Below are 25,460 nucleotides of genomic sequence, written 5' to 3'. Positions count from 1 at the left end.
CATGCTGACCGCCGCCGCCCCGCCGTCACACGAGTCTGCACCGAAGGCGTCCGCGCGCACCGGCGCCCATCTGGTCGTCGAGGCGCTGGAGCGTGAGGGCGTTGACTATGTGTTCGGCTATCCCGGCGGAGCAATCATGCCGGTCTATGACGCGCTGCCGGGCTCCCGGCTGAAGCATGTGCTGGTGCGCCATGAGCAGGCGGCGGCGCTGGCGGCGGACGCCTATGGCCGGGTGTCGGGCGAGCCGGGCGTGTGCCTGGCCACGTCCGGCCCGGGCGCCACCAATCTGATCACCGGCATTGCCAATGCGTTTCTGGATTCAGTGCCCATGGTGGCGATCACCGGTCAGGTGCCGACGGCCCTGATGGGCACCGACGCCTTCCAGGAAATTGACGTGTTCGGCGTCACCCTGCCGATCGTGAAACATTCCTTCATCGCGCGCAGCGCATCCGACATCCCCCAGATCTTCGCCGAAGCATTTGCTCTGGCGAAGGGCGGGCGGCCGGGGCCGGTCCTGATCGACCTGCCCAAGGACGTCACCCAAGCCCTCGGGCCGTTCCCCCCCACGGGACCGGTTCCGGCACCCGCCGGTTACGCCTTGCCGGATGCGGCGTCCTTGCGCGCCGCCGAGGCACTGATCCGCGCGGCGCGCCGCCCGGTTCTGTATTTTGGCGGCGGCATCGCCATCGCCCGTGCCGAAGCGGCCTTGCGTGATTTCCACGACCGGACCCGTATCCCGGCGGTGGCGACATTGAAGGGTCTGGGCGGTCTGCCCACCGAGCGCGAAGACTTTCTGGGCATGCTGGGCATGCACGGCACACGCGCGGCCAACACGGCGGTAATGGAAAGCGATCTGCTGATCTGTGTAGGCGCGCGCTTTGATGACCGCGCGACAGGCAAGCTGGACACCTTCGCGCCGGGTGCCAAGGTGATCCATATCGACGGCGACGCGTCGGAGATTTCCAAGCTGCGCCGCGCCAATGTGGCGCTGCCCGGCGATATCGCGGCGATCCTGACGGCGCTGGAGCCGGGCCGGCTGGACATCGCCGCCTGGCGTGCGCGCTGCGCCCAGAACGCCACCGACTGGGCCTTCCGCTATGACGCGCCGGGCGCGGGTGTCTACGCGCCTGCGCTGCTCAATGAATTGTCGCGCCAGGCAGGCGACCGCTTCATCGCGACCTGCGATGTGGGCCAGCATCAGATGTGGGTGGCCCAGCACTGCCGCTTCTCGCGCCCGCAAGCCCACCTGACCAGCGCAGGCCTGGGTGCCATGGGCTACGGCATTCCTGCCGGCATCGGCGCGCTGTTCGCAGAGCCGGACGCGACCGTTGTGACGGTCACCGGCGACGGCTCGATCATGATGAATATCCAGGAGCTGGCGACGCTGCGCCGCTACAGCCTGCCGCTGAAGATCGTGCTCCTGGACAATTCCCAGCTGGGCATGGTGCGCCAGTGGCAGGAGCTGTTCTACGAGCAGAATTTCTCCGAGGTCGATCTCTATGACAATCCCGACTTCGCCGAGATTGCCCGCGCCTTCGGGATCGAGGCCTTCACCGTGGACCGGCGCGTGGACGTGCCCGGTGCCATTGACCGCCTGCTCAAAACCCGCGGGCCGATCCTGGCCCATGTGCGCATCGACCCGGCGGAAAATGTCTGGCCGCTGGTGCCGCCGGGCAAATCCAATTCCGACATGATGGAGGCCTCATGACCTGCCGCATCGATATTGATTTCCGTCCGGGCGAGGGTGCGGTCCTGCGCCTCATCGGCCTGGTGGAGCGGCGCGGCTTTGTGGTGCGCGCCCTGACCCTGCCCGAGACGCGGGCTGGCGCGTCCGCGCGCCTCACCCTGCACGTGGCACCGCGCGATCCGGCGCGCCGGGTGGAGACGGTCTGCGCCCAGCTGGCCAAGATGTACGACGTGGTGGCAGTGACCTCAGCGCAGCTCCAGGCGCTGGAGGCAGCGTCATGAGCGACCGGGTCATCATTTTCGACACCACGCTGCGCGATGGCGAGCAGGCGCCGGGCTTCTCCATGAGTGAGGCCGGCAAGCTGAAAATGGCCAAGGCTTTGGCGGCGCTGAAGGTCGACGTCATCGAGGCGGGCTTTGCCATCGCCTCGCCGGGTGATTTCCGCGCCGTCGAGCGCATTGCGGGCGAGGTGGATGGCCCGGCCATCTGCTCGCTGGCGCGGGCGGCCAAAGGCGATATCGAGGCGGCGGGCCGGGCGCTGGCCCCGGCGGCGAAGAAGCGCATCCATGTGTTTCTGGGCACCAGCCCGCTGCACCGGGAGTTCAAACTGAAAATGAGCCGGGAGGCGATCCTGACCCGTATCGCCGAGATGGTCGCCTACGCGCGTGAATTCGCTGACGATGTGGAGTTTTCCGCCGAGGACGCCATCCGCACCGAGCGGGACTTCCTGGTGGAGGCCTTGTCCGTCGCTGCCGGGGCAGGCGCGAGCACGCTGAATGTCCCTGACACTGTGGGCTACGCCACGCCGGAAGAGATGATGGCGCTGTTCACGCATCTGGGCCAGGCAGTCGAGCGGCCCGAGGGCGTGATCTTCTCGGCCCATTGCCATGACGATCTGGGCATGGCGGTGGCCAATTCGCTGGCCGCTGTGCGCGGCGGGGCGCGCCAGATCGAATGCGCGCTGACCGGTATTGGCGAGCGGGCGGGCAATTGCGCGCTGGAGGATGCGGTGATGGCGCTGCGTACCCGCAAGGACCAGTTCGGCCTGACCACCGGGATCGACACCCGCCAGATCATGGCTGCGACGCGCACCCTGTCACAAGTCACGAATACCCACCCACCGCGCAACAAGGCCATCGTGGGCGCCAATGCCTTCGCCCACGAGTCCGGCATCCACCAGCATGGCGTGCTGATGAACCGCGAGACCTATGAGATCATGAAGCCTGAAGATGTGGGTCTGGCGTCCAACGCGCTGGTGCTGGGCAAGCATTCGGGCAAGCACGCCCTGGCCGCGCGGGCGGCAGAACTCGGCTGGACGCTGGAGGGCGAGGCGCTGGCGCAGGCCTTCATCGCTTTCAAGGCCGTGGCCGACGAGGTCGGCACGGTGGATTCAGCGCGGCTGGCGGCGATCCTGGCGCGGTTGGATGGCGATGCCAACGATCAGATGTGGACGCTGTCGCGTCTGGAAATCCGTGCGCCCATCTCGCGTCAGGACCAGCCGGTGGCGCGCATCGAGCTGGACCATCCCGTGCGGGGCCGGGTCAGCGATCTTGCCCGCGCACCCGGCGCGCTGGACGCCGCCTACCAGGCGGTCAGCCAGATCATGGACGCGCCCGCGCGCGTGGCCGGAATCGACATGCAATACATCGCCGCTGACCCGGATGAAGCGGGCAGTGATGGCCAGGGTGCCGACGTTCTGGTCGAGCTGGAAGCCGAGCTGGACGGCGAACGCTTCCCCGGCCGCGCCCGCGCCCGCGACATCCTGCCCGCCTGTGTCGGTGCCTATATCGACGCGCTCAACAACGCCCTTGCCGTGCGCCGCCGCCGAGAGGCCCGCGCCGACGCTGCCGCCTGAAGGACATTCAAAATGGCTATCACGACGACCGACTATATCTGGCGCAACGGTGCCTATATCCGCTGGGCCGACGCCCAGGTGCATGTGCTGTCTCATGGACTGCACTACGGCACCTCCATGTTCGAGGGTATTCGTGTCTATGACACACCCTCGGGGCCGGCGGGCTTCCGTGTGCGCGATCATATCCGCCGCCTCATTGATTCAGCGCGCATCTACTCGGTCGACATTCCGTTCTCCGAGGACGAAATCGTCACCGCCTGCAAGGAACTGGTGGCCAGGAACGCCCTGAACTCGGCCTATATCCGGCCCATCGCCTTTATCGGATATGGCTCCATCGGGGTCGTTCCCGCGAAAGAAACGCCCATCGAGCTATTCATCGCCGCCTTCCCCTGGGGCGCTTACCTCGGCGAGGAAGCCCGCACGCGCGGGGTGGACGTGATGGTCTCGTCCTGGAACCGGCTGGCACCCAACACCGCGCCCACCGGCGCCAAGGCCGGCGGCAATTACCTGTCGAGCTATCTCATCTCCCGCGAGGCCAAGTCGCGCGGCTACGCGGAAGGCATCGGCCTGGATGTCGATGGCCGCCTGTCTGAAGGGGCCGGCGAAAACCTGTTCCTGGTCAAGAACGGCAAGCTGATGACGCCGCCGGCGGCCAGCTCCATCCTGCAGGGCATCACCCGCGACACGGTGATCACGCTGGCGCGCAAAGAGGGCATTGAAGTGGTCGAACAGGCCCTGCCGCGCGAGATGCTTTACTTGTGCGACGAGGCCTTTTTCACCGGCACCGCCGCTGAAGTGACCCCGATCCGATCGGTGGATGACAAGACCACCCGCGCCGCGGGCGCAGGGCCGGTGACGCGCCTGATCCAGGAGCGGTTTTTCGGCCTGTTTGACGGAACCACGAAAGATGAATGGGGCTGGCTGGAGCCGGTCCGTTCGGTCAGTGCCGACAAGGAGGCCAGCCATGCCGTCGCCATCTAGAACCCTGTTCGACAAGGTCTGGGACGCGCATGTGGTGACGCCCGAGCGCGATGATGCGCCCGCTCTGATCTATGTGGACCTGCACCTGATCCATGAAGTGACCAGCCCGCAGGCCTTCGCCGAGCTGGATGCACGGGGCTTGAGCGTGCGCCGGCCCGACCTGACCTATGCGACGCTGGATCACTCCACCCCCACCACGCCGCGCGCAGCCGGTGCGAGGCCGATCTATGCCAGTGCCGCAGCGCGCCACCAGGTGGAGACCATGGAGGCCAATTGCCGCCGCCACGCCATCCGCCTCGCCGGATGGGACAGTGCGGACCGGGGCATTGTCCACGTTATCGGGCCGGAGCTGGGCCTGACCCAGCCCGGCCAAACCATTGTCTGTGGTGACAGCCACACCTCCACCCATGGCGCGTTCGGCGCGCTGGCTTTCGGGATCGGCACCACCGAAGTCGGCCATGTGCTCGCCAGCCAGTGCCTGTTGCAGCGCAAGCCCAAGACCATGCGCGTCCATGTGGACGGTGAGCTGCGCGTGGGCGTAGGCGCAAAGGATCTGATCCTGGCGATCATCGCCGAGCTGGGCGCGGGCGGCGCGGCGGGCCACGTCATCGAATATGCCGGCCCGGCGATCGAAGCGCTGTCCATGGAAGAGCGCATGACCGTGTGCAACATGTCCATCGAGGCAGGCGCGCGCGCCGGAATGATCGCGCCGGACGAAACCACCTTCCGCTATCTGCAGGGCCGCACCCATGCACCCAAGGGGGCCGCGTTCGAGGCGGCCAAGGCGCGTTGGGCGCAGCTGCGCAGCGATGCGGGCGCGGTGTTCGACGCCGAAGTCCGCCTCGACGCCTCGCGCCTGGCACCCATGATCACCTGGGGCGACAGCCCCGACATGGCTGCGCCGGTGGATTCGAGCCCGCCTGCACCGTCTTCTGACAGGATGACCGAGGCGCTGGCCTATATGGGTTTCAAGCCAGGCGAGGCGCTGATGGGCGAGAAGATCGACGCGGTCTTCATCGGCTCATGCACCAATGCGCGCCTGTCCGATCTGCGCGAGGCGGCCTCTGTGATGGCCGGGCGCTGCGTCAAGCCGGGCGTGCGTATGCTGGTCGTGCCGGGCTCTGAAGCGGTGAAGCGCGCAGCCGAAGCCGAAGGGCTGGACGCGATCTTCCGCACCGCCGGGGCTGAATGGCGCGAGCCGGGGTGTTCCATGTGCATCGCCATGAATGGCGATAGCGGGCGGCCGGGCGAGCTGATCGTGTCCACCTCCAACCGCAATTTCGCCGGGCGTCAGGGCCAGGGCGTGCGCACCGTGCTGGCAAGCCCCGCCACGGCCGCCGCCTCGGCGGTCGCGGGCGCCATCGCCGATCCGCGCCGGATTCTGGAGGCCTCCCATGCGCAATGAACCCATCCTCACCGTCACCGCGCCCGCCTTCACCCTGCCGGACGCCAATGTAGACACTGACCAGATCATTCCGGCGCGCTTCCTGACCACGACGGAGCGTGGCGCGCTGGGCGAGGCGTGCTTCCACGACTGGCGCTTCCACGCGGACGGCTCAAAGAAGGCGCACCGGCTCAATGACATCCCTCACGGTGAGCCGCGCATTCTGGTGGCGGGGCATAATTTCGGCTGCGGGTCCTCGCGCGAGCATGCGCCCTGGGCGCTGAAGGATTTCGGCTTTCGCGCCGTGGTGACGACGCGCGCGGCGGATATTTTCCGCTCCAACGCGTTCAAGAATGGCCTGGTGATCTGCGAGATCGACGAGGCCTCCCACGCCGCCCTGATGGACCGTGACGGGCTGGAGATGAGCATTGATGTGGCGGCAGGCAACATCACCGCCGGCAACATCACCGCCCGCTTCGTGCTGGAGCCGTTTGCGCGCACCTGCCTGATCGAGGGCGTGGACCCGATGGGCTATATCCTTGCCCAGGGCGAGGATATCGCGCGCTTTGAAGCGGAGCGCGCCGCATGAGTGCGCGCATCCTGCTGCTGCCGGGCGACGGGATCGGTCCGGAAGTGACGCGGGCGGCGCGTCTGTGCCTGGATGCCGCCGGTGAGGGGTGCGGCCTGACGCTCACCTTTGAAGACGCCCCCTTCGGCGGCGCCGGGATCGATGCCTGCGGCGACCCGCTCCCGCCGGACACCCTCGCCAAAGCCAAAGCCAGCGATGCGGTATTTCTGGGCGCGGTAGGCGGCCCGGCCTGGGATGGCGGTCCGGTCCGGCCGGAAGCGGGGCTGCTGGGTTTGCGCAAGGCGCTGGGCCTGTTTGCCAATTTGCGGCCCGTCAAAGTGCTTCCCGGGCTTGAGGATTTCTCGCCCCTGCGCGCCGAACGGGTGCGCGGGGCGGATGTGCTGATCGTGCGCGAGTTGACGGGCGGGCTGTATTTCGGCGCGCGCGAAGAGGGGCGTGAGCGCGCCAGCGACACCTGCGTCTACACAGCTGAGGAAGTCAGCCGCATCGCGCGCGTGGCGTTCGAGGCGGCGCGCGGGCGCTCCGGGCGGGTCACCAGCGTGGACAAGGCCAATGTGCTGGCCACCTCGCGGCTCTGGCGGGCGGTGGTTGAGGATGTGGCGAAAGACTATCCGGACGTGGCGCTGGACCATCAACTGGTGGATTCATGCGCCATGGCGCTCGTCACCCACCCGGCGCGCTTTGATGTCATCCTGACCGAAAACCTGTTCGGCGACATCCTGTCGGACGAGGCCGCCGTGATCGCCGGCTCCATTGGCTTGCTGGGCTCGGCGAGCCTCGGTGCGGACGGGCCGGGCCTGTTCGAACCCATCCATGGCAGCGCGCCGGACATTGCCGGTCAGGACAAGGCCAACCCGTCCGGTGCCATTGCCAGCGCAGCGCTGCTCCTGCGTCACGGGCTGGGCGAGGTGAAGGCGGCTGACGCGATAGAGGCGGCACTGGAGGCCGAGCTGCGTGCTGGTCCGCTGACGGCGGATCTCGGCGGAACGGCGGGGTGTGCAGCGTTTGCGGAACGGGTTGCGGACCGGATCAGGCGGGAGGCGGCGCGGGCGGCTTGAGGGTCTGGCGGTTGGCGTTGGCGCACACCTCTCACCAAAGCTGTTCTCCCGGCCGACCCCGGACTTAGTCCGGGGTCGGCCGGGATCCATCTACCCATCCTCTCCACCGCCCAGGCAGTTCAGACTTAGCGGGATGGGTCCCGGACAGCCGCTTCGCGGCTTCCGGGAAAGCAGGTTTTGGGGCGGAGGGCCACCTTCAAGGAAGGGAGAGCTCTCCTACTCTACCGGGGCCTGTTCGGGCGCTTTCTTCGGCGCCGGTTTGGGCTTGGGCGACTTCAGCCGGTCGGCGGGGATGATCTCGAAGTCGAGGCGGTCGGCGTCGGCGGGATCGATATCCACCTTCACCACGCCGCCCTTTTTCAGCTGACCAAACAGAATTTCGTCGGCCAGGGGCTTCTTGATGTGCTCCTGGATGACGCGGCCCAGCGGGCGGGCACCGAAATTCTCGTCATAGCCCTTGCGCGCCAGCCACAGCGTGGCGGCTTCGGACAGTTCGAAGGTGACGCCGCGCTCGGCCAGTTGGGCTTCCAGCTGGAGCACGAATTTCTCGACCACGCGCCCGACGACTTCTGGCTTGAGGCCGGAGAAGGCGATGACGGAGTCCAGTCGGTTGCGGAATTCCGGCGTGAACAGGCGTTCGATGGCCGCCGTGTCCTCGCCCTCGCGCTTGCCGCGCCCAAAGCCGATGGATTCCTTGGCGGCGTCGGACGCGCCGGCATTGGTGGTCATGATCAGGATGATGTTGCGGCAGTCGATCTTCTTGCCGTTGGCATCGGTCAGCTGGCCGTTATCCATCACCTGCAGCAGGATATTGAAAATATCCGGGTGGGCCTTCTCGATCTCGTCGAGCAGCAGCACCGAATGGGGGTGCTGGTCTACCGCGTCGGTGAGCTGGCCGCCCTGGTCATAGCCGACATAGCCCGGAGGCGCGCCGAGCAGGCGGCTCACCGTGTGGCGCTCCATGTATTCGCTCATGTCAAAGCGTAGCAGCTCCACCCCCAGCGAGGAGGCGAGCTGGCGGGCCACTTCAGTCTTGCCCACGCCGGTCGGGCCGGAGAACAGGTAGCAGCCAATGGGCTTGTGCGGTTCGCGCAGGCCGGCACGCGCCAGCTTGATGGCGCTGGCCAGCTTGGCGATGGCCTCGTCCTGACCAAACACCACGCGCTTGAGGGTGGCATCGAGGTCTTTGAGGACGGTCTCGTCGGATTTTGATACCGATTTGGCCGGGATGCGCGCGATCTTGGCGACCACGGCTTCCACATCCTTGACGCCGATGGTCTTCTTGCGCCGCGATTGCGGCAGCAGACGCATGGAGGCACCGGCCTCGTCGATCACGTCGATGGCTTTGTCCGGCAGCTTGCGATCGCCAATATAGCGGTCGGACAGCTCCACGGCGGTTTTCAGCGCTTCATTGGTAAAGCGGATGTCGTGGAAGTCCTCGAAATAGGGGCGCAGGCCCTGCAGGATCTTGATGGAATCCGCCACGGACGGCTCGACCACATCAATCTTCTGGAAGCGGCGGGCGAGCGCGCGGTCTTTCTCGAAATGCTGGCGGTATTCCTTGTAAGTGGTCGATCCCATGCAGCGCAGGGAGCCCGACTGCAGTGCCGGTTTCAGCAGGTTGGACGCGTCCATGGCACCGCCCGACGTGGCACCGGCACCGATGACGGTGTGAATCTCGTCAATGAACAGGATGGCGTGGGGGCGCTGCTCCAGTGCCTTGACCACCTGTTTGACGCGCTCTTCGAAATCGCCGCGATAGCGCGTGCCGGCCAGCAGCGTGCCCATGTCGAGCGAATAGATAACGGCCTTTTCCAGCACATCGGGCACATCGTGCTCGATGATTTTGCGGGCCAACCCTTCAGCGATGGCGGTCTTGCCGACGCCCGGATCGCCCACCAGAAGCGGGTTGTTCTTGCGCCGACGGCACAGCACCTGGATGCAGCGCTCCACCTCGTGGTCGCGCCCGATCAAGGGATCGACATCGCCGGCGCGGGCCTTGGCGTTGAGATCAACGCAATAGGCGGCCAGCGCATCATCCTTGTCCTTGTCGTCGGCGGACACGGGTGTTGCGTCATCCTCGTCCTCATCGTCCGCGCCGCGGGCGGGGCGTGCCTCGCTGGCACCGGGGCGCTTGGCGATGCCGTGTGAGATGAAGTTGACCGCGTCATACCGGGTCATGTCGCGCTCGGCCAGGAAGTAGGCCGCATGGCTTTCGCGCTCGGCAAACAGGGCAACCAGGACATTGGCGCCGGTCACCTCGTCGCGGCCGGAATTCTGCACATGGATCACGGCGCGCTGGATGACGCGCTGGAAACCGGCTGTCGGCTTGGCGTCCTCGCCGGTCTCGATCACCAGGCTGGCCAATTCGCGCTCGACATAATCGAGCAGGGTTTCGCGCAACTCGTCCACATCCACGTCGCAGGCGCGCATCACGGCAGCGGCGTCCTCATCCTCGCATAGAGTGAGCAGCAAGTGCTCGAGCGTGGCGTACTCGTGCTTGCGCTCCTTGGCAGCGGCCAGGGCGCGGGTGAGGCTGTGCTCAAGGGCGGATGAAAATGAGGGCAAGCGCCTAATCCTTTTCCATGGTGCACTGCAGAGGGTGCTGCGAGCGCCGTGCGGCGTCCATCACCTGGGCTACTTTGGTCTCGGCCACTTCAAACGTAAACACGCCGCAGACCCCCACTCCATGTTGGTGCACATGGAGCATGATGCGAGTCGCTTCCTCAGCGTTCTTGTGAAAAATCGTCATCAGAACGCCCACGACGAATTCCATCGGGGTGTAATCGTCGTTTAACAGCAGGACCTTGTACATGGACGGGCGCTTTGTGCGCGTGCGCGTTTCAAGCGCCACGCCTGCGCCGCGTCCGGCGTCCTCGTCATCCTTGCGCCGTTCGGTCATGCCTAGAGGCCTTGGGTCAGCGCTGACACAGTTTTCATACCCTGATTAGATAGGCATCCGTGGCCGCGTGGGAAGCCCCTGTCTCAGCCGGACGCATGCGTGGCGGCACCTGATCGTGGACAAAAAAAGTCCGGCGCTTTGAGGCGCCGGACCAGTCAGGGAGGATCCGTGGGCGCGCGCAGCAAGCTGCGCGCGCCGATGGGGTAGCGTCGCGCCTAGCGCTGCGACTGCATCAGCTCGACAGCCGCGGCGGCGCGGTCGTTGAGCGGCTTGAAGGATTGCTTGACCAGGCCCGACATCAGTTCGGACTGGCGGGTGACTTCGGCCAGATAGGCTTCCATCGCCGATTTGGTGTAATCGGCCTGAACCTCGATGAGCTCCTGCACCGACTTGGCGCTCGCCATCGTTTTCGCGGCGGCAGCGGAGTCTTCCATCGACTTCTTGGCGTAAGCGACCGCAGCGGTGTTGATCTCTTCGATCGACTTGGCAGCGGTGGTAGCCGACGCGATCATGGCGTCGACAGTGTCTTTCTGGAACGCGGTGAATTCGTTCAGCGCGTTCACGGATTTCTCGAAGCCGTCCTTGATCGCGTCGTTCGACGCGGCGGTGACGGTTTCAAAGGCTTCCTTGGCGGGATCTTTTTTGGCGGCGGCCATGGTGGTGGCTCCTGTCATTTTGCGGGGAGGGGAGGGCTCGCGCACGGCTTTGCCGGTTTTCGCGGAGCGAGTGTTTGCCGGGCGGGACGACTGGACGGCGGCCGGTGCGCGCACATCCACGCCGGGCGCAGCAGCGTCGCCGCCGGTGGCCGGGTCGATGGTCGGGCTTTCGGTATCGCTCGTCATAGCATCCTCATCGTCAGCTCGCGCAAGAACAGCGGCCCTTCGCAAGCGCAGCAAATTTCTCAAACGCAGGGGCTCAAGTCAAGCAAAATGTTGCACCGCACAAAAGCCCTCTGGCGTCATGCGGTTAACGGCCCGGCAACAGCTCGGTGCCAGTGTGTCAGGTCATGGTGCACGCACTCACAAGATGGCTGGCCGCGATTCTTGCGGTGCTGGCGTTCGCCAGCGCGGGGGCTGTGGCGCAAGCGGAGCGCTATGCCGCCTTTGTGGCGGACATGGAAAGCGGTGAGGTGCTGCATGCGCGCAGAGCCGACGCCATGCGCTTTCCTGCCTCGCTGACCAAGATGATGACGCTGTACATGCTCTTTGAAGCGGAGCGTGAGGGGCGTCTGTCTCTGACCGATGCGATGACCGTGTCGGCTGAGGCCGCGTCGCGCCCGGCGTCCCGCCTCGGGCTGGCGCAAGGCGCAACCATCGGGGTTGAAGATGCGGTCCGGGCGCTGATTGTCGCCAGCGCCAATGATGTGGCGGTCGCGGTGGCCGAGCATCTGGGCGGCACAGAAGCCGGTTTTGCGCAGGCCATGACCGAGCGCGCCCGGCGCCTCGGCCTCACCTCCACGACATTCCGCAATGCGTCCGGCTTGCCCGATCCGCTGCAGCGCACCACAGCGCGCGACATGGCACGGCTCGCTTACGCCTTGCGGCGCGATTTTCCCGAGCGCTACGGCTATTTCTCCGAGACGCGTTTTGTCTGGAACGGGCGGACCATCAACAGCCACAATACTTTGGTCACCGGGATGCCGGGCGTGGACGGGCTGAAGACCGGCTATATCCGGGCGTCGGGGTTCAATGTGGCGGTGACGGCCGAGCGCGACGGGCGGCGGCTGGTGGCGATTGTCATGGGCGGAGCCTCGCCCGCCGTGCGTGATGCTCATGCGCGTGAACTGATCGACGCGGCGTTCACGACCCTGGATGCGCGCGATCAGGGACGGCTTTTGGCATCGCTTGAGGCCCCACGCCTCAACCCCATACGGGAACAGGAAATTCTGACCGCCGAGCTGGCCGATATGCCCGCTCAGACAGCCCAGGGATCCGCCGCCGGCGGGCCGCCGGTGCGGGTGACCTTGGCCGACGCGGACCAGCTGGCCGAACCGGCGCGCGCGCCGGAGCCCGTGCTGGCGCTGGCGCGGGGCTGGTCCATTCAGGTGGGGGCGTATGGCTCTGAGGCAGCGGCGCGGGCGCGGCTGGAAACCGTGTCAGCCCTTGGCATCGGTGATCTGGTGGCACAGGCGCGTCATGCCCCGGAGCCCCTTCTGCGCGGTGAGACCCGGCTGTGGCGCGCGCGCTTCGCCGGCCTGGATGCAGACATCGCCCGCGCTGCCTGCGCCCGGCTTCAGGCGCGCGGCGAGCTCTGTTTCACGGTGTCGCCTGACGCCTGAAAGCGCTTTCAAAGTCTGGACTTGATCCGTTCGGCCAGCGATTCCAGCGCCCCGGTATCGGCCTGGCCCGCCTGGCCATGACCCGCAATATTCCGGTCCGCCCAGCGCGGAATGACATGAAAATGCACATGAAAAACGGTCTGGCCAGCCGGCGCGCCGCTGAACTGGGCGACCATGACGCCATCGGGTTTGAGCGCCGCTTCTACTGCGCGGGCCAGGCGCTGAACCCGGTCCATGGCGGCTGATGCGGTTTCGGCGGGGAGGTCGAGAAGATTGCGCGCCCGCGCTTTCGGGATGACCAGGACATGCCCCTCGCTCTGGGGAAAAACGTCCATGATCGCAAGGACTTGATCGTCCTCGAAGACCTTCACCGAAGGCGCCTCGCCGCGCAGGATTTTGGCGAAGATGTTCTGATCGTCATAGGTCCCGTGCAGGCTCATGGCGGGTCTCCGGTCTCGCTCTTGAAGCGCAAATCATAAGCAAAATCGAGGCAATGCGCCAAGTCAGGGTGCGGCCTTGAACGGGCTCTCCGCATCCATCGCGGCGCATTCGCGGATCATGGCGGGGCGTTCGGAGGCGAGATAGCGGGCGACGGCGGCGCGAAGGCCTTCATGTTCAATATGATGGGCTGAATGGACCAGGTGCGGGCGGTAGCCGCGGGCGAGCTTGTGGGCACCCTGGGCGCCGGCCTCGACGCGGGTCAGGCCATGGGCGAGAGCGTACTCGATGGCCTGATGATAGCAGAGCTCGAAATGCAGGCTGTCATGGGAGTCCAGCGCCCCCCAATAGCGGCCATAGAGCGTGTCAGACCCGATGAAATTCAATGCACTGGCGATATAGCGGCCGTCGCGGGACGCCATCACCAGCAGGATTCTGTCCGCCATGCGCTGGCCGATAAGGGAGAAGAATTCGCGATTGAGATAGGGCTGGCCCCATTTGCGCGCGCCGGTGTCGAGATAGCAGGCGAAGAACACGTCCCAATGGGCTTCGGTGATATCCGATCCGGTCAGAAGTTCAATTTTTACATTGGCTTGCGCGATTTCCCGCTCTTTGCGCAGGGCCTTGCGCTTGCGTGAGGCCAGGGCGTCGAGGAAGTCGGCATAGTCGCGGTAGCCGGGACTGGTGAAGATGAACTGGATATCGTGGCGAGCCAGAAGTCCATGAGAGTCAAGGGCTTGCCGGTCGTCGTCGCCCGGAAAGAGGACATGCCAGCTGGAGGCGCCCAGCTGCCGGGCCGCGGCGATGCCGCCCTGGATCAGGGCATTTCGTGTTTCAGGGCAATGGCTTAGGATGCGCGGGCCAGTGGCGGGGGTAAAGGGAATGGCGGTGACCAGCTTGGGATAATACGTCCCGCCCGCGCGCTCCAGCGCGTCGGCCCAGGCATGGTCGAAGACATACTCGCCGTAGGAATGACCCTTTAGATACATCGGCATAGCGCCCACCAGCACGCCATCCGCGTCGTGCGCCAGCAGGTGGCGGGGCGCCCATCCGGTGCCGGTTCCGACGCTGCCGCTGGTCTCCAGCGCGTCCAGGAAGGCCCAGCTGGTGAAGGGGTGGATCGCGCCTGTTCTGGTGTCATCCGCCCCGCCTGCGGTGTCGTTCGCTCCGCCTGTGGGGTCATCCACACCCGTTTGTGTGTTCAAAAGCGCGTCCCACGTGTCAGCCGGGACGGTTTTCATGCTGTCGGCGAGGGAGAGGCGCACAGAGCTCATGAATGTAACGGGCCGCCGGGGGTCAGAACGGGGGATAGAGAGGCGGATATAGCGCCGCCCCCGGCGATCAGCGAGGGACGGGGGATGAATGGCCCGGCCGGGCCCCTGTCCGGAGGTGCGCCAGACCGGGGTGTCACGCCGTCACCCGATCCCCCCGTCAGGCGATCTCGATCACCGCGTCCACTTCCACCGCGGCACCGAGCGGCAGCACCGCCACCCCCACCGCCGAGCGGGCGTGGCGCCCGGCCTCGCCGAACACATCCACCATCAGGTCCGAGGTGCCATTGATCACTTTGGGAATGTCGGTGAAGGCCGGATCGGCGTTGACGAACCCGCCCAGCTTCACGATGCGCGCCACCCTGGTGAGATCGCCGCCGCAGGCCGCATTGAACTGGGCGATGAGATTGATGGCGCACAGGCGCGCCGCGGCCTGGCCGGCTTCCAGCTCCATCCCGGCGCCCAGGCGCCCGGCGACCAGCCCGTCAGGCCCGATGGAGATCTGGCCGGAGATGTGGACCAACGCGCCCGAGCGCACGAAGGGCACGTAATTGGCCACCGGCGCGACGGGTTCGGGCAGGGTGATCCCAAGTTCGGCCAGGCGGGATTCAATCGTGTTTTGAGCAGCGGTCACGGCAAACCTCTCCGGTGCGGCGGGTCAGGAGATTGCAGATAGACCGTGTTCGTGACCGGTTTGCAATCGCCGTCAGGGTTGAAGGGCGCGTCCATGCGCGCCATGGTGCTCCGGGTTGGGGAGGCGGGCGTCCGGCCCAGGCGGGCGCGGCGCGACAGGCGATGCGCATGGCGATATGTGAACCCGTACACGCGCGCGAGATCGCGATCACCGCTGGCGATGGCCGGGTGCTGGCGGCGCACCTGTACGCGCCGGCGCGCCCCCTTGCGGTCATGGTGATCAACCCGGCGACCGGCTACACGCAAGGCTTCTACCGCCCGTTTGCTCAGGCCGCTGCGGCGCGCGGCTGGGCGGCGCTGACGTTTGATTATCGCGGCCAGGGCGCCTCGCTTCAGGGCGCGCCGCGTACCGATCCGGCCCGCATGCTCGACTGGGCGCGCTATGACGTGCCCGCCGCCGCCGCCCACGCCAGCGCGCTCTATCCCCGCCTGCCGGTGGATGTAGTGGGCCATTCGGTGGGGGGGCAATTTGCCGGACTTATCGAACGGCACGTGCCGGTGCGCGCGCTGGCGCTCCTGTCCTCCTCCGGCCCCTATTGGGGCCATCATGCGCCACCGATGCGCCTCCAGGCGTGGAGCTTCTGGCGGCTGTATGGCCCGGCGGCGCTGGCCATGAGCGGCCATGTCCCGCGCGGGGCGCTGTGGCGCGGCGCGGCCCTGCCGCCGGGCGTGTGGCGCGACTGGCGCGCCTTCGGGGTGAATCGCGACGGGTTCCGGGATCTGTTCGCCGAGCACGGGCTGGACGCGCGCTGGCGCGCCTTTTCAGCCCCGGTGCGCGCCTGGGTCCCCGATGACGACCCCATCGCCACGCCGGGCGGCGTGCGCTGGCTGCTGGAGCGCTATGAGCGCGCCCCCAGCGACATGAAAATCGTGCGCCGCGACGATCTCGCCCGCGGTCCCATCGGCCATGACGGCCTGTTCCGCGAGTGCATGTCCGACGTCTTCTGGCCCCAGGTTTTTGGGTGGCTCAGCCATGATCCGCTGAAGGTGGCGGCGGAGTAGCGGGCTTGGGTTTGCGAGGGTGCGCGGCGTCCCGGCGGCGTCCCGGAGGCGTCACCGAGATCAGACGGTTGCCATAATCCGGTCACCCCGGCACTGCCCGAGCCGCTACTCCCCCGCCGCCGCCGCGCGCCTTGCGATCAGCTCGTCGGCGTGTTCGCGGCTGTCGACCTCTTCAATGGTGTCGATCAGGCAGCGCCAGCCATCATCGGGGATGATGTATTCCATGTGCGGCTGGCAGATGCGCTGGTTGGCGGTGAAGCTGGTGCCGATCTGGACGCCAAAACGCATGCCCGAGCAGCGCTGGCGGGTGGTGACCAGATACTGGCGGCTCGGCCCGCTCTGGATCAGCAGGTGACGGTCGTCGATGACGCTATAGCCCGAGATGGTGCGGATGGTGACGCAGCGCGGGGCGTCGTCGTCCGCGGTCTCGCCGGTTTCGGCCGGCGCAGCGGGCTCCTGCAGTGCGGCACCGTGGACGGGCGCAGCGGTCAGCGCCAGCGCCAGGGCGCTGGCGGTCAGCAGCATGGCGGCGAGGATCGGGCCGGTGGCCGGGCGGGTGGCCGGACGGGTCTGGGTGTCGGTCTTGGAGCGGGTCGCCATGGGGGCGCCTCCTCTTGTTTTGACAGCGGCGATGCGCCGCCGGGCTGGGGGCTGACATTGAGCCTCAACCGATTGGTGTTTACACGCTCACCAAGGCCTGATTGAGGCGCAGCGAAGCCGTGATGTCCACCCTGAACACGCCCCAGCCTGCACGCCCGCGTGCGCGTTTGCGCGTCGCCATCGCCGGGGCCGGCGCGGCGGGGCTGGCGTGCGCTCTGGCACTGGCGCGGGCCGGGCATGAGGTGATCCTCATTGATTCAGGCACGCCGGGACGCGGCGCGCTGTGGGCCTCGGCGGGCATGCTGGCAGCGGGCTTCGAGACGCTGTTCGAGCTGGACCCGGCCCATCCTCTGGCGGACGACTTCGCCGCGCTGGCCGCACGCGGCGCGGCGTTGTGGGCGCAGCGGGCAGGGGTGGAGGCGGCGCAGGCACCCGGCCATGCCCGGCCGGGCGTGCTGGTCCCGCTGCTGGACGAGACGGACGCCGCGCGCGCGGATGCGGCGCTGGCGCGGGCGGCACGGTTCGGCGTGCGCGTGGAGCGGCTGAACGCGGACGCCCTGTGCGCCGCCGAACCGGCGCTGGGGCCCACGCATGGGGGCCTGCGTTTTCCAGGCGATGGCCAGATCGATAATCGCGCGCTGGGCCCGGCTTGGCTTGCGGCGTTTCGTGCGGCGGGAGGTGAGGTGCTGGGCGATGCGCCGGTGCGGGCGGTGGAGACGGTCGAGGGCCGCGCCTGCGCGCTGGCGCTTGGCGATGGCCGGTCCCTTGAGGCGGACCTGATCGTGCTGGCGGCGGGCACGGCGCAGATCCACGGCGCACCGGCCCTGGCCCAGGCCGCGCCGGTGAAGGGCCAGATGATCGCCTGGGGCCCGCCGGTGCCGGTGCGGCTGACCCATGTGGTGCGTCATGTCTCGCTGTATCTGGCCGCCAAACCGGACGGGCGGGTGATCGCAGGTGCCACCAGCGAGCCGGGACAGGCGGGGCTGGAGACCGATGCGGATGCGCTGGCGGGGCTGAGCGAACGCGCGGGACGATTGGTCCCGGCGCTGGCGGGATTGGCACCGGACGAGGGCTGGGCCGGGCTGCGCCCGCGGGCGCGCGACGGCATGCCGGTGATCGGCGAGGCGGCACCCGGCCTGGTGCTGGCGGGCGGCGGTTACCGCAATGGCGTGCTGCTGGCACCGGCGATCGCGCAGGCGGTCGAGACGCTGGTGCGCACCGGATCGCTGCCTGAATGGGCGCGCGCCTTCACCCCGGACCGGGCGGGGCTGCGGGGCGAATGAGCGCGGCAATTTGCGCGTACGGTTAACGAAGGCTTATAGGCTGCGCGCGCAGGCTGAAGGGTGAAACGGGCGAATCGCCCGCTCGCACGCCTTGGCGCCGCATCCGGAGTGGCCATGTCCGACCCCCTGTCCGTCCTGGGCGACGCCCTGCCATCGCCCCGGCGCCTGATCGCCGATGCGGCGCGCGAGACGGGCGCCAGCTTCGACTTTCTGGTGCGCACGGCGCAGCGTGAGAGCAATTTCGACCCGCAGGCGCGCGCCCGCACCTCCAGCGCGGCGGGCCTGTTCCAGTTCATCGAGCAGACCTGGCTGGGCATGGTGTCGCGCCATGGCGCCAAGCATGGCTATGGCGAACTGGCCGGGGCGGTGACGCGCGATGCGCAAGGCCGGTTCCAGGTCAGCGATCCGGCACAGCGCGATGCGATTTTAAACCTGCGCTTTGATGCGCGCGCGGCCAGCGTGATGGCCGGCGAGCTGGCGGCGGAGAACGCCTCCATCCTGCGCTCGGCCACGGGCCGCGAACCCACCGAGGGCGAGCTGTACGCCGCGCATTTTCTGGGCGCGCAAGGCGCAGCCCGCCTGATCGCCCATACGGCCGACAATCCGGCCCAGCGCGCCGATCAGCTTTTCCCGGCCGCGGCGGCCGCCAACCGGCCGATCTTCTTTGATCAGGGCCGCCCGCGCAGCGTCAGCGAAGTCCTGGCCCGGCTGACCGGTGAGACCAGCGGATCGGTGGAAGCGCCCCCGGCCTGGCGGGCGTCGGCGCGGGCGGAAAGACCCTCTCCTGCACCGGCAGAGCCCCACAGCGCGGTGGCGCGCGCCGCCTCGGCGCTGGGCGTGGGCGAGACGGGGTCTCGCGGCGGCATGGGCGGTCTGGCGGCCATGGGCCGCACGGGCAGCGTGCTGACGCCGGCGCTGGTCGAGCTTCTCGCCTCACTGGACGCCCCGGCCCCGGCCAGACGTAAAGGGTAAGTTACCTGTTCACCGTGTCTGACAAGCAGGTGTTAAGATTTGGCGCGCAGGCTGGGAGCGTCCCTTACCAGGAGGCCTAGCCATGAGCGTGCATACCCTGAGAGCCCGCCTGACCCCGGATGATCTCGCCCGGCTCACCAATCCCGGCGATGACGAGGCGCGTGCCCTGGCCGCCCGAAAGGTGTGTGCGCGCTATGCCGCGCCGGGCCTGAGCGCGGAAGAGCGCATGCTGGGCGCGGAGATTGTCCGCGTGCTGGCCCGCGATGCCGCCGAGCTGGTGCGCCGCGCTTTGTCAGTGACGCTGCAGCGTTCACCCCATTTGCCGCCTGACGTGGCGCGCCAGCTGGCCGCCGACGTGGATTCCATCGCCATCCCGGTGATCGCCGGCTCGCCGGTGCTGACCGATGATGACCTGATCGACATTGTGCGCTCCGGCGCGGCCCGGCGCCAGGTGGCGGTGGCCACCCGTGAACATCTCTCCGAAGCGGTGACCGGCCAGATCGCCGAGCATGGCGTGACCGAGGCGGTGGCGGTGCTGGCGGGCAATAATGGCGCGGCGTTCAACGCCGGCGCCTTTGCCAGCGTGTTCCGCCGGTTTGCCCAGACGCCGCACGTGCTCGAACGCTTCATCGAGCGCGACGCCCTGCCGCTGGAAGTCACCGAAAAACTGGTGGCGCGCATTTCAGATGAGGCCTTGCAGCGCCTGGTGTCACGCCACGCTCTGCCGCCCCAGCTGGCGGTGGAGCTGGCCGAGGGTGCGCGCGAACGCGCCACGGTGGATCTGGTGGATCAGGCGGGCCTGTCGCCCGATCCGCGCCGCTTCGCCCAGCAGCTTCAGCTCAACGCCCGCCTGACCCCGTCCCTGATGCTGCGCGCTTTGTTCCGCGGGCATATGAGTTTCTTCGAGCATTGCGTGGCCGAACTGGCCGGCGTCGAGCACGCCAAGGCCTGGGTGCTGATCCACGATGCCGGGCCGCTGGGTCTGGAAGCCATATTCCGCAAGGCCGGCCTGCCCGACCGCATCCTGCCCGCCGTGCGCGCCACGCTGCAGGTCTGGCACGCGCTGGAGATGGGGCCGGGCGGGGCGCGCGACATGATCCGCTTCCGCAAACACCTCGTCGAACGCGTCTTCACCCAGTTCCAGGGCGCGCCCATCGCCGAGCTGGACTATTGCCTGGACCGCCTCGACGCCGACATCGCCGCAGCGGCGGAGACCGGGTACTCGCAGATGGCGGGGTAGGGGCGGGGCGCACGCCCCCGCTCCCCTTACGCGCTCAGTTCAATGTCGTAGGTTTCGATGACCGGGTTGGCGAGCAGCTTGTCGCACATCTCGGCGACGCGCTTTTGGGCTTCCTCGGCGTCGGCGGTGTTGAGATCGATCTCGATCAGCTTGCCCTGGCGGGCGGCGGCCACCTCGTCAAAGCCGAGATGCTTCAGCGATGTCGCCACGGCCTGACCTTGCGGGTCCAGGACGCCGGGCTTGAGATAGACATGTACACGCGCTTTCATGAGTTCGCCTCGTCGCCGCTTGCGCTTTCCTTCATGATTCCCAGCCTGCGCGCCACCTCGGCATAGGCCTCGGTGACATTGCCCATGTCGCGGCGGAACCGGTCCTTGTCCATTTTCTCGCCGGTGGTCATGTCCCACAGGCGGCAGCTGTCGGGGCTGATCTCGTCAGCCAGGATGATGCGGGGCATGTCGTTCTGGTCATAGATGCGCCCGAACTCCAGCTTGAAATCCACCAGGCGGATGCTGGCGCCGGTGAACAGGCCGGACAGATAGTCATTCACCCGCAGGGCCAGCGCGATCATGTCGTCAATGTCCTGGGGGCTGGCCCAGTTGAACGCGGTGATATGCTCCTCGCTGACCAGCGGGTCATTGAGCGCATCGTCCTTGAAGTAGAACTCGACAATCGTGCGCGGCAGGGCCTCGCCCTCGGGCAGGCCGAAGCGCTGGGAGATCGAGCCGGCGGCGACATTGCGCACCACGACTTCCAGCGGAATGATCTCGACCTCGCGCACCAATTGTTCGCGCATATTGAGCCGGCGGATGAAATGGGTGGGCACGCCGATCCGGTTGAGATTCTCCATGATGTGTTCGGAGATCCGGTTGTTGAGGACGCCCTTGCCCTCCAGCACGGCTTTTTTCTTGTTGTTGAACGCGGTGGCGTCGTCCTTGAAGTGCTGGACCAGCGTGCCGGGTTCAGGCCCCTCATAGAGGATTTTGGCCTTGCCTTCGTAAAGTTTCTTGCGGCGGGACATGGGTGAGGGCGCAACTCCGCTGGAGGTCGCGAGCCGGGACACGGCACAATCGCCAGGCCGGCCTGCGGCAAACGAGAAACGGCCCGTCATGCACGGGCCGCCATCAAGTGAGCATGATACGCCAGTTCGCTGCAGCGCTGCAACATCGCCCGCTCAGGACGCCGGCGCGATTGATTCCGCGCCGGGTGCGCGATACCCATTGAACCTGCATGATCCGCCCCTCCCCAGACCGGAAGAGAGTTTTTGATGTCCAGCTTTGATGACCGCGAAAAAGGCTTTGAAAACAAGTTCGCCAATGACCAGACGGCCGAGTTCCGGGCCCAGGCTCGGCGCAACAAGCTGCTGGGCCTGTGGGCAGCGGGCGAGATGGGGCTGAGCGGTGATGACGCAGACGCTTATGCAGCCGAGGTGGTGAAAGCTGATCTGGAAGAGCCTGGTGATGCGGATGTGATGCGCAAGCTGCTCGCCGACTTCGAGGCCAAGGGCGTGGGCCATTCCGAACACGCGATCCGCACCCGGATGGACCAGCTGATGGACGAGGCACGCGCCCAGCTGCGCAGCTGAGACCTGGACGCAGGCGCGCGGCGTCAGGGGGGCGCGCGCCCCGTCTGGTCTTGGTATGGTGGGTGATAGGCTGGCGCGTGCGAATCACACCGCCGCCATCGCCAAGGCAAAGCCCCGGGGACGCCCATGAGCCCACAAAGCCCCGGCCACGGGCCGTATGCGCCCCCGCCGGATGATTTCGAGACGTTTGACGCGCGCGAGGCCGAACAGGACCGGCGCGGCTGGCTGGTGCTGCTGGCAGCGGCGGTTGTGTTCGCGCTGTTCATGGCCGTGGTCTGGAACGCCTTCCAGCTGGGCATGCGCGAGCGTGACGGCAGTCCGCTGATCATGGCCGACACCCAGCCCTATCGCGTGGCACCCGACGAGCCGGGCGGGTTCGAGACGCCGCACCAGGACCTGACGGCTTTCGAGCTGCGCGCCCGCGCCGGCGACCGCGAAGACGGTGCCGGAGATCCCGATGCGCAGCCCGCCGCGCCCCGCCCCGCCGCCGAGGAGCCGGTGGCCCGGCCCGAGCGCCTGCCGGCGCTGCAGGTGGAAACCGCCGACACCGACGCGATGGATGAGCCGGTGCCGGCTGAGCCCGAGCCCGCGCCCGCATCAGAGCCGGCGACGCAGCCGGCACCCGGCCCTGAACCGCAAACGCCGGCACGCGCCGAGCCGCTTGAGGCACCGCGCGCGGCCGGTCCGGCACCCGCTACGGCGTCCGGTGCCTTCGTGGTGCAGATCGGTGCCTATCGCGCGCTGGAAGAAGCCGAGGCCGGCTGGCTGGCCTTCGCCTCGCGCTACAGCGATCTGACATCCGGCCATGCGCCGGACATCCAGCGCGCGGATCTGGGCGAGCGCGGCGTGTTTCACCGCCTGCGCGTGGCCGGGTTCGAGACCCGTGAGGATGCGGCGGCCTATTGCTCGCAGCTGGATGCGCGCGGCCAGTCCTGCCTGGTGGCCCGGCGGTGAGCGGCGCGGGCGCAGCCGTGGCCTTCGCCCTGGCGGGCGAAAAGCTGGGCAAGGACGAGAAGGCCTTCTTTCGCGATTGCGATCCCTGGGGCTTCATCCTGTTTGCGCGCAATGTGGATCAGCCGCGCCAGGTGCGCGCGCTGACTGACAGCTTGCGCGACGCGATGGGCCGGGACGTGCCCGTCTTTGTGGATCAGGAAGGCGGCCGGGTGCAGCGCCTGCGCGCGCCGACCTGGCGCAATGCGCCACCGGCGGAGCGCTTTGGCGAGTTGTGGAACCGGGAGCGCGAACTGGCGCTGGAGGCGGTCCGGATCAATCACCAGCTTCTGGCCCATGAGCTCCATGCCGTGGGCATCGACGCCGATTACGCGCCCTGCGCCGATATCCGGGTCAAGGGCGCCCATGACGTGATCGGCGACCGGGCGTTTCACGCTGAACCGCACGCCGTGGCGGCCATGGCCGGTGCGGCGCTGGAAGGCCTGCTCGATCAGGGCGTGCTGGGCGTGATCAAGCATCTGCCCGGCCATGGCCGGGCCAGCGTCGACAGCCATTTCGAACTGCCCATCGTGGACGCGGACGAGGAGACGCTGGCGGCCACCGACTTTGCCGCCTTCCGCGCCATCAAGGGCGCGCTGATGGCGATGACGGCCCATGTCGTCTATCGCGCCATCGACGCCGATGACTGCGCCACGTGTTCGTCCGAAGTGATCGGGCGCATCATTCGCGGCGATATCGGGTTTGACGGCCTTTTGATGAGCGATGATCTGTCCATGAAGGCGCTGGCCGGCGCGCTGCGCACACGCACGCAGCGCGCGCTGGGCGCAGGGTGCGACATGGTCATCCACTGCAACGGCGACATGGCCGAGATGATCGAGATCGCCAACGCCACGCCGCGCCTCGATCACGCCGCGCTCAGGCGCGCCAACGCGGCGCTGGCCGCGCGCCGCGCGCCGGAGGGCTTTGACCCGCAGGCCGGGCTGGAGGCGCTGGGCCGCCTGTTCGCTCAGGCCGGGCTGGACGCCCCATGACCGGATTGTTTGACGAGACCGAAGACGCGTTCGAGGCCGCGCGCGAGGCCGACGAGGGCGAGGCGCTGGTGCTCGATATCGGCGGCTGGGAAGGCCCGCTGCACGTGCTGCTGGCGCTGGCGCGCAAGAACAAAATCGACCTCAACGCCATCTCCATTCTGGAGCTGGCCGACCAGTATCTCGCCTTCGTCAACGCCGCGCGCCTGCGCCGGCTGGACCTGGCGGCCGAGTATCTGGTGATGGCGTCGTGGCTGGCTTATCTCAAATCCCGCCTGCTGCTGCCCAAGCCGCGCCCGGAGGAAGACGGGCCGGAGCCTGAAGAGCTCGCTGCGGCGCTGGCGTTCCGCCTGGCCCGGCTGGAAGCGATGCGCGCCGCATCTGCTGCTCTGTACGCCCGGGCGCTTTTGCGCCGCGATGTCTTTGTGTGTGGCCAGCCCGCGGGGGTGCGCTCCATCCGCACGCCCCTGTACGAGGCCGAGCTCTACGATCTGCTCAAAGCCTACGCCCTGCGCCGGGAGCGCGGCGCGTTCGCCACCTATCAGCCTGAAGCGCCGCGCGTGTACTCGCTGGAACAGGCGCGCAAGCGGCTGACCGGCGTGCTGCGCCGCCTGACGGGCTGGGAGCGGTTTGACGCGCTGCTGCCCGCCGGTCTGGATGAGGACGCGCCATCGGGTGCCAGCATCACCGCCTCCAGCCTGCTCGCCGCGCTGGAGATCACCAAGGACGGTGAGGCGGACCTGCGCCAGAACGGCGTATACGCGCCGCTCTGGATGCGTCCGGCTCACCGCGAGGACCGCAATGACGCCACCCGAGAGGACAGCGCATGAGCGATGACACCCCCGGCGCGCGCCCGCCGCGCGATCCGGTTACCGACGCGATCAAGGCGCTGCGCAGCGAAGCGCAAACCCGTCGCGGCGGCGATGCCGGCCCGCCGGGCGTGCGCCTGGCGGTGGATAATGACGCAGAGCTGATGCGCATGGCCGAGGCCCTGCTGTTCGCCGCCGTAGAGCCTCTGGACGCCGAGACGCTGGCCGCGCGCCTGCCCGCCGGCGCCGATGTGCGCGCTGTGATCGCGGCGTTGACAGCCAAGTACGCCAATGCCGGCATTCAGCTTGTGGAAGTGGCCGGGCGCTGGCGCTTCCAGACGGCACCCGATCTCGCCTTCCTTTTGCGCACCGAGCGCGAGGAGCCGCGCAAGCTCTCTCAAGCTGCGCTCGAGACCCTGTCCATCATCGCCTATCACCAGCCGGTCACCCGCGCCGAGATCGAGGATATCCGCGGCGTCGCGGTATCGCGCGGCACGCTGGACCAGCTTCTGGAAATGAAATGGATCCGCCTGCGCGGCCGCCGGCGCAGCCCGGGCCGGCCGGTGACCTATGGCGTCACGGACGCCTTCCTGGATTATTTCGGCCTGGCCTCTTTGGGTGATCTGCCCGGCGTCAGCGATCTGAAAGCCGCGGGCCTCCTCTCCAGCCGCCTGCCGCCGGATTTCATGATCCCGGAACCCGGCCGCATCCTGCCCGGCGAGGACGAGGATCTCTTCTCCGAAGATGAAGCGGCGAGCTTCCACGTCGATTTCCTCGACGTGGAGGATGAGGATTAGGGGGCGCCGCGCCATTGCGCCGTGTCCTGCGCGCGGGCTAATCAGACCGCACGCCCT

General features: G+C 67.7%; 26 protein-coding genes. 17 read left to right on the top strand and 9 right to left on the bottom strand.

Features of this window, described 5'->3' with window-relative positions; genetic code table 11:
* Position 1: 1 nt before the first annotated feature.
* From ilvG to leuB, 7 genes are read left to right on the top strand one after another with little or no spacing between them, the layout of a single operon-like run.
* Positions 2 to 1,708 (top strand): acetolactate synthase 2 catalytic subunit, encoded by a 1,707-nt coding sequence (ilvG, locus tag L2D00_07340; GenBank protein WBQ11669.1) that lies wholly within the window; start codon positions 2 to 4, stop codon positions 1,706 to 1,708.
* The gene (locus L2D00_07335) at positions 1,705 to 1,968 is read left to right on the top strand and encodes a hypothetical protein (protein WBQ11668.1); all 264 of its coding nucleotides are present in this window, start codon (positions 1,705 to 1,707) and stop codon (positions 1,966 to 1,968) included. The genes ilvG and L2D00_07335 overlap by 4 nt, the downstream gene beginning before the upstream one ends.
* On the top strand, positions 1,965 to 3,542 hold the full coding sequence (locus tag L2D00_07330; GenBank protein WBQ11667.1) for a 2-isopropylmalate synthase: 1,578 nt from the start codon (positions 1,965 to 1,967) through the stop codon (positions 3,540 to 3,542). Before L2D00_07335 ends, L2D00_07330 begins: the two co-directional genes overlap by 4 nt.
* Before the next feature lie 12 nt (positions 3,543 to 3,554).
* Positions 3,555 to 4,523: a branched-chain amino acid transaminase gene (locus L2D00_07325; GenBank protein WBQ11666.1), complete on the top strand. Its 969-nt coding sequence runs from the start codon at positions 3,555 to 3,557 to the stop codon at positions 4,521 to 4,523.
* Positions 4,507 to 5,928 carry a 3-isopropylmalate dehydratase large subunit gene (gene leuC / locus L2D00_07320; GenBank protein ID WBQ11665.1) on the top strand — a complete coding sequence of 474 codons (1,422 nt, stop codon included), beginning with the start codon at positions 4,507 to 4,509 and terminating at the stop codon, positions 5,926 to 5,928. The genes L2D00_07325 and leuC overlap by 17 nt, the downstream gene beginning before the upstream one ends.
* Complete coding sequence (gene leuD, locus L2D00_07315; protein ID WBQ11664.1) at positions 5,918 to 6,496, top strand: 3-isopropylmalate dehydratase small subunit; 579 nt, start codon at positions 5,918 to 5,920, stop codon at positions 6,494 to 6,496. Before leuC ends, leuD begins: the two co-directional genes overlap by 11 nt.
* Positions 6,493 to 7,554 (top strand): 3-isopropylmalate dehydrogenase, encoded by a 1,062-nt coding sequence (gene leuB, locus L2D00_07310; GenBank protein ID WBQ14477.1) that lies wholly within the window; start codon positions 6,493 to 6,495, stop codon positions 7,552 to 7,554. Before leuD ends, leuB begins: the two co-directional genes overlap by 4 nt.
* Positions 7,555 to 7,770: 216 nt before the next feature.
* On the opposite strand, the gene clpA is transcribed toward leuB, so the two are convergent.
* The 3 genes from clpA to phaP all read right to left on the bottom strand — a co-directional run bounded on the left by clpA (position 7,771) and on the right by phaP (position 11,298).
* Positions 7,771 to 10,122: an ATP-dependent Clp protease ATP-binding subunit ClpA gene (gene clpA, locus L2D00_07305; protein WBQ14476.1), complete on the bottom strand. Its 2,352-nt coding sequence runs from the start codon at positions 10,120 to 10,122 to the stop codon at positions 7,771 to 7,773.
* A gap of 4 nt (positions 10,123 to 10,126) precedes the next feature.
* Positions 10,127 to 10,456, bottom strand: coding sequence for an ATP-dependent Clp protease adapter ClpS (gene clpS / locus L2D00_07300; GenBank protein ID WBQ14475.1), 330 nt, complete (start codon positions 10,454 to 10,456; stop codon positions 10,127 to 10,129).
* Positions 10,457 to 10,671: 215 nt separating this feature from the next.
* Complete coding sequence (phaP, locus tag L2D00_07295) at positions 10,672 to 11,298, bottom strand: TIGR01841 family phasin (protein WBQ14474.1); 627 nt, start codon at positions 11,296 to 11,298, stop codon at positions 10,672 to 10,674.
* Positions 11,299 to 11,462: 164 nt separating this feature from the next.
* On the opposite strand from phaP, the gene L2D00_07290 reads away from it, so the two are divergent.
* The gene (locus L2D00_07290) at positions 11,463 to 12,734 is read left to right on the top strand and encodes a D-alanyl-D-alanine carboxypeptidase (protein ID WBQ14473.1); all 1,272 of its coding nucleotides are present in this window, start codon (positions 11,463 to 11,465) and stop codon (positions 12,732 to 12,734) included.
* An 8-nt stretch (positions 12,735 to 12,742) separates the two neighbouring features.
* On the opposite strand, the gene L2D00_07285 is transcribed toward L2D00_07290, so the two are convergent.
* The 3 genes from L2D00_07285 to L2D00_07275 form a co-directional block, all read right to left on the bottom strand.
* Positions 12,743 to 13,174, bottom strand: a complete 432-nt coding sequence (locus tag L2D00_07285; GenBank protein ID WBQ14472.1) for an HIT family protein — start codon at positions 13,172 to 13,174, stop codon at positions 12,743 to 12,745.
* Positions 13,175 to 13,237: 63 nt separating this feature from the next.
* On the bottom strand, positions 13,238 to 14,446 hold the full coding sequence (locus L2D00_07280; GenBank protein WBQ14471.1) for a GNAT family N-acetyltransferase: 1,209 nt from the start codon (positions 14,444 to 14,446) through the stop codon (positions 13,238 to 13,240).
* A 157-nt stretch (positions 14,447 to 14,603) separates the two neighbouring features.
* Entirely contained in the window at positions 14,604 to 15,077 is a 474-nt protein-coding gene (locus L2D00_07275) for a RidA family protein (GenBank protein WBQ14470.1), read from the bottom strand.
* A 167-nt stretch (positions 15,078 to 15,244) separates the two neighbouring features.
* On the opposite strand from L2D00_07275, the gene L2D00_07270 reads away from it, so the two are divergent.
* Positions 15,245 to 16,138, top strand: a complete 894-nt coding sequence (locus L2D00_07270; protein ID WBQ14469.1) for an alpha/beta fold hydrolase — start codon at positions 15,245 to 15,247, stop codon at positions 16,136 to 16,138.
* 105 nt (positions 16,139 to 16,243) lie between these two features.
* Here the strand turns inward: L2D00_07270 and L2D00_07265 are convergent, their stop codons facing one another.
* A complete protein-coding gene (locus L2D00_07265) occupies positions 16,244 to 16,738 on the bottom strand; it encodes a DUF6491 family protein (protein ID WBQ14468.1) in 495 nt (164 codons plus the stop codon).
* Positions 16,739 to 16,860: 122 nt separating this feature from the next.
* On the opposite strand from L2D00_07265, the gene L2D00_07260 reads away from it, so the two are divergent.
* From L2D00_07260 to L2D00_07250, 3 genes are all read left to right on the top strand, one after another.
* On the top strand, positions 16,861 to 18,021 hold the full coding sequence (locus L2D00_07260) for an FAD-dependent oxidoreductase (GenBank protein ID WBQ14467.1): 1,161 nt from the start codon (positions 16,861 to 16,863) through the stop codon (positions 18,019 to 18,021).
* Between the two features lie 114 nt (positions 18,022 to 18,135).
* Positions 18,136 to 18,993, top strand: a complete 858-nt coding sequence (locus L2D00_07255; GenBank protein WBQ14466.1) for a hypothetical protein — start codon at positions 18,136 to 18,138, stop codon at positions 18,991 to 18,993.
* Positions 18,994 to 19,075: 82 nt separating this feature from the next.
* Positions 19,076 to 20,233, top strand: coding sequence for a DUF2336 domain-containing protein (locus tag L2D00_07250; protein WBQ14465.1), 1,158 nt, complete (start codon positions 19,076 to 19,078; stop codon positions 20,231 to 20,233).
* 26 nt (positions 20,234 to 20,259) lie between these two features.
* Here the strand turns inward: L2D00_07250 and purS are convergent, their stop codons facing one another.
* Positions 20,260 to 20,502: a phosphoribosylformylglycinamidine synthase subunit PurS gene (purS, locus tag L2D00_07245; protein ID WBQ14464.1), complete on the bottom strand. Its 243-nt coding sequence runs from the start codon at positions 20,500 to 20,502 to the stop codon at positions 20,260 to 20,262.
* Positions 20,499 to 21,254 carry a phosphoribosylaminoimidazolesuccinocarboxamide synthase gene (locus L2D00_07240; protein WBQ14463.1) on the bottom strand — a complete coding sequence of 252 codons (756 nt, stop codon included), beginning with the start codon at positions 21,252 to 21,254 and terminating at the stop codon, positions 20,499 to 20,501. The genes purS and L2D00_07240 overlap by 4 nt, the downstream gene beginning before the upstream one ends.
* 246 nt (positions 21,255 to 21,500) lie before the next feature.
* On the opposite strand from L2D00_07240, the gene L2D00_07235 reads away from it, so the two are divergent.
* The 5 genes from L2D00_07235 to scpB all read left to right on the top strand — a co-directional run bounded on the left by L2D00_07235 (position 21,501) and on the right by scpB (position 25,403).
* Positions 21,501 to 21,818 (top strand): DUF1476 domain-containing protein, encoded by a 318-nt coding sequence (locus L2D00_07235; GenBank protein WBQ14462.1) that lies wholly within the window; start codon positions 21,501 to 21,503, stop codon positions 21,816 to 21,818.
* Positions 21,819 to 21,944: 126 nt separating this feature from the next.
* Positions 21,945 to 22,772, top strand: a complete 828-nt coding sequence (locus tag L2D00_07230; GenBank protein ID WBQ14461.1) for an SPOR domain-containing protein — start codon at positions 21,945 to 21,947, stop codon at positions 22,770 to 22,772.
* Positions 22,769 to 23,800 (top strand): beta-N-acetylhexosaminidase, encoded by a 1,032-nt coding sequence (gene nagZ / locus L2D00_07225; GenBank protein WBQ14460.1) that lies wholly within the window; start codon positions 22,769 to 22,771, stop codon positions 23,798 to 23,800. Before L2D00_07230 ends, nagZ begins: the two co-directional genes overlap by 4 nt.
* Positions 23,797 to 24,627, top strand: a complete 831-nt coding sequence (locus L2D00_07220) for a segregation/condensation protein A (GenBank protein ID WBQ14459.1) — start codon at positions 23,797 to 23,799, stop codon at positions 24,625 to 24,627. The genes nagZ and L2D00_07220 overlap by 4 nt, the downstream gene beginning before the upstream one ends.
* Positions 24,624 to 25,403 (top strand): SMC-Scp complex subunit ScpB, encoded by a 780-nt coding sequence (gene scpB / locus L2D00_07215; protein WBQ14458.1) that lies wholly within the window; start codon positions 24,624 to 24,626, stop codon positions 25,401 to 25,403. The genes L2D00_07220 and scpB overlap by 4 nt, the downstream gene beginning before the upstream one ends.
* The last annotated feature ends 57 nt before the right edge of the window (positions 25,404 to 25,460 follow it).

The organism is Hyphomonadaceae bacterium BL14 (assembly GCA_027627705.1).
Classification (GTDB): domain Bacteria; phylum Pseudomonadota; class Alphaproteobacteria; order Caulobacterales; family Maricaulaceae; genus Oceanicaulis.
Note: the sequence above shows the minus strand (reverse complement) of the source record. Positions and strands in the feature narration are given on the sequence as shown.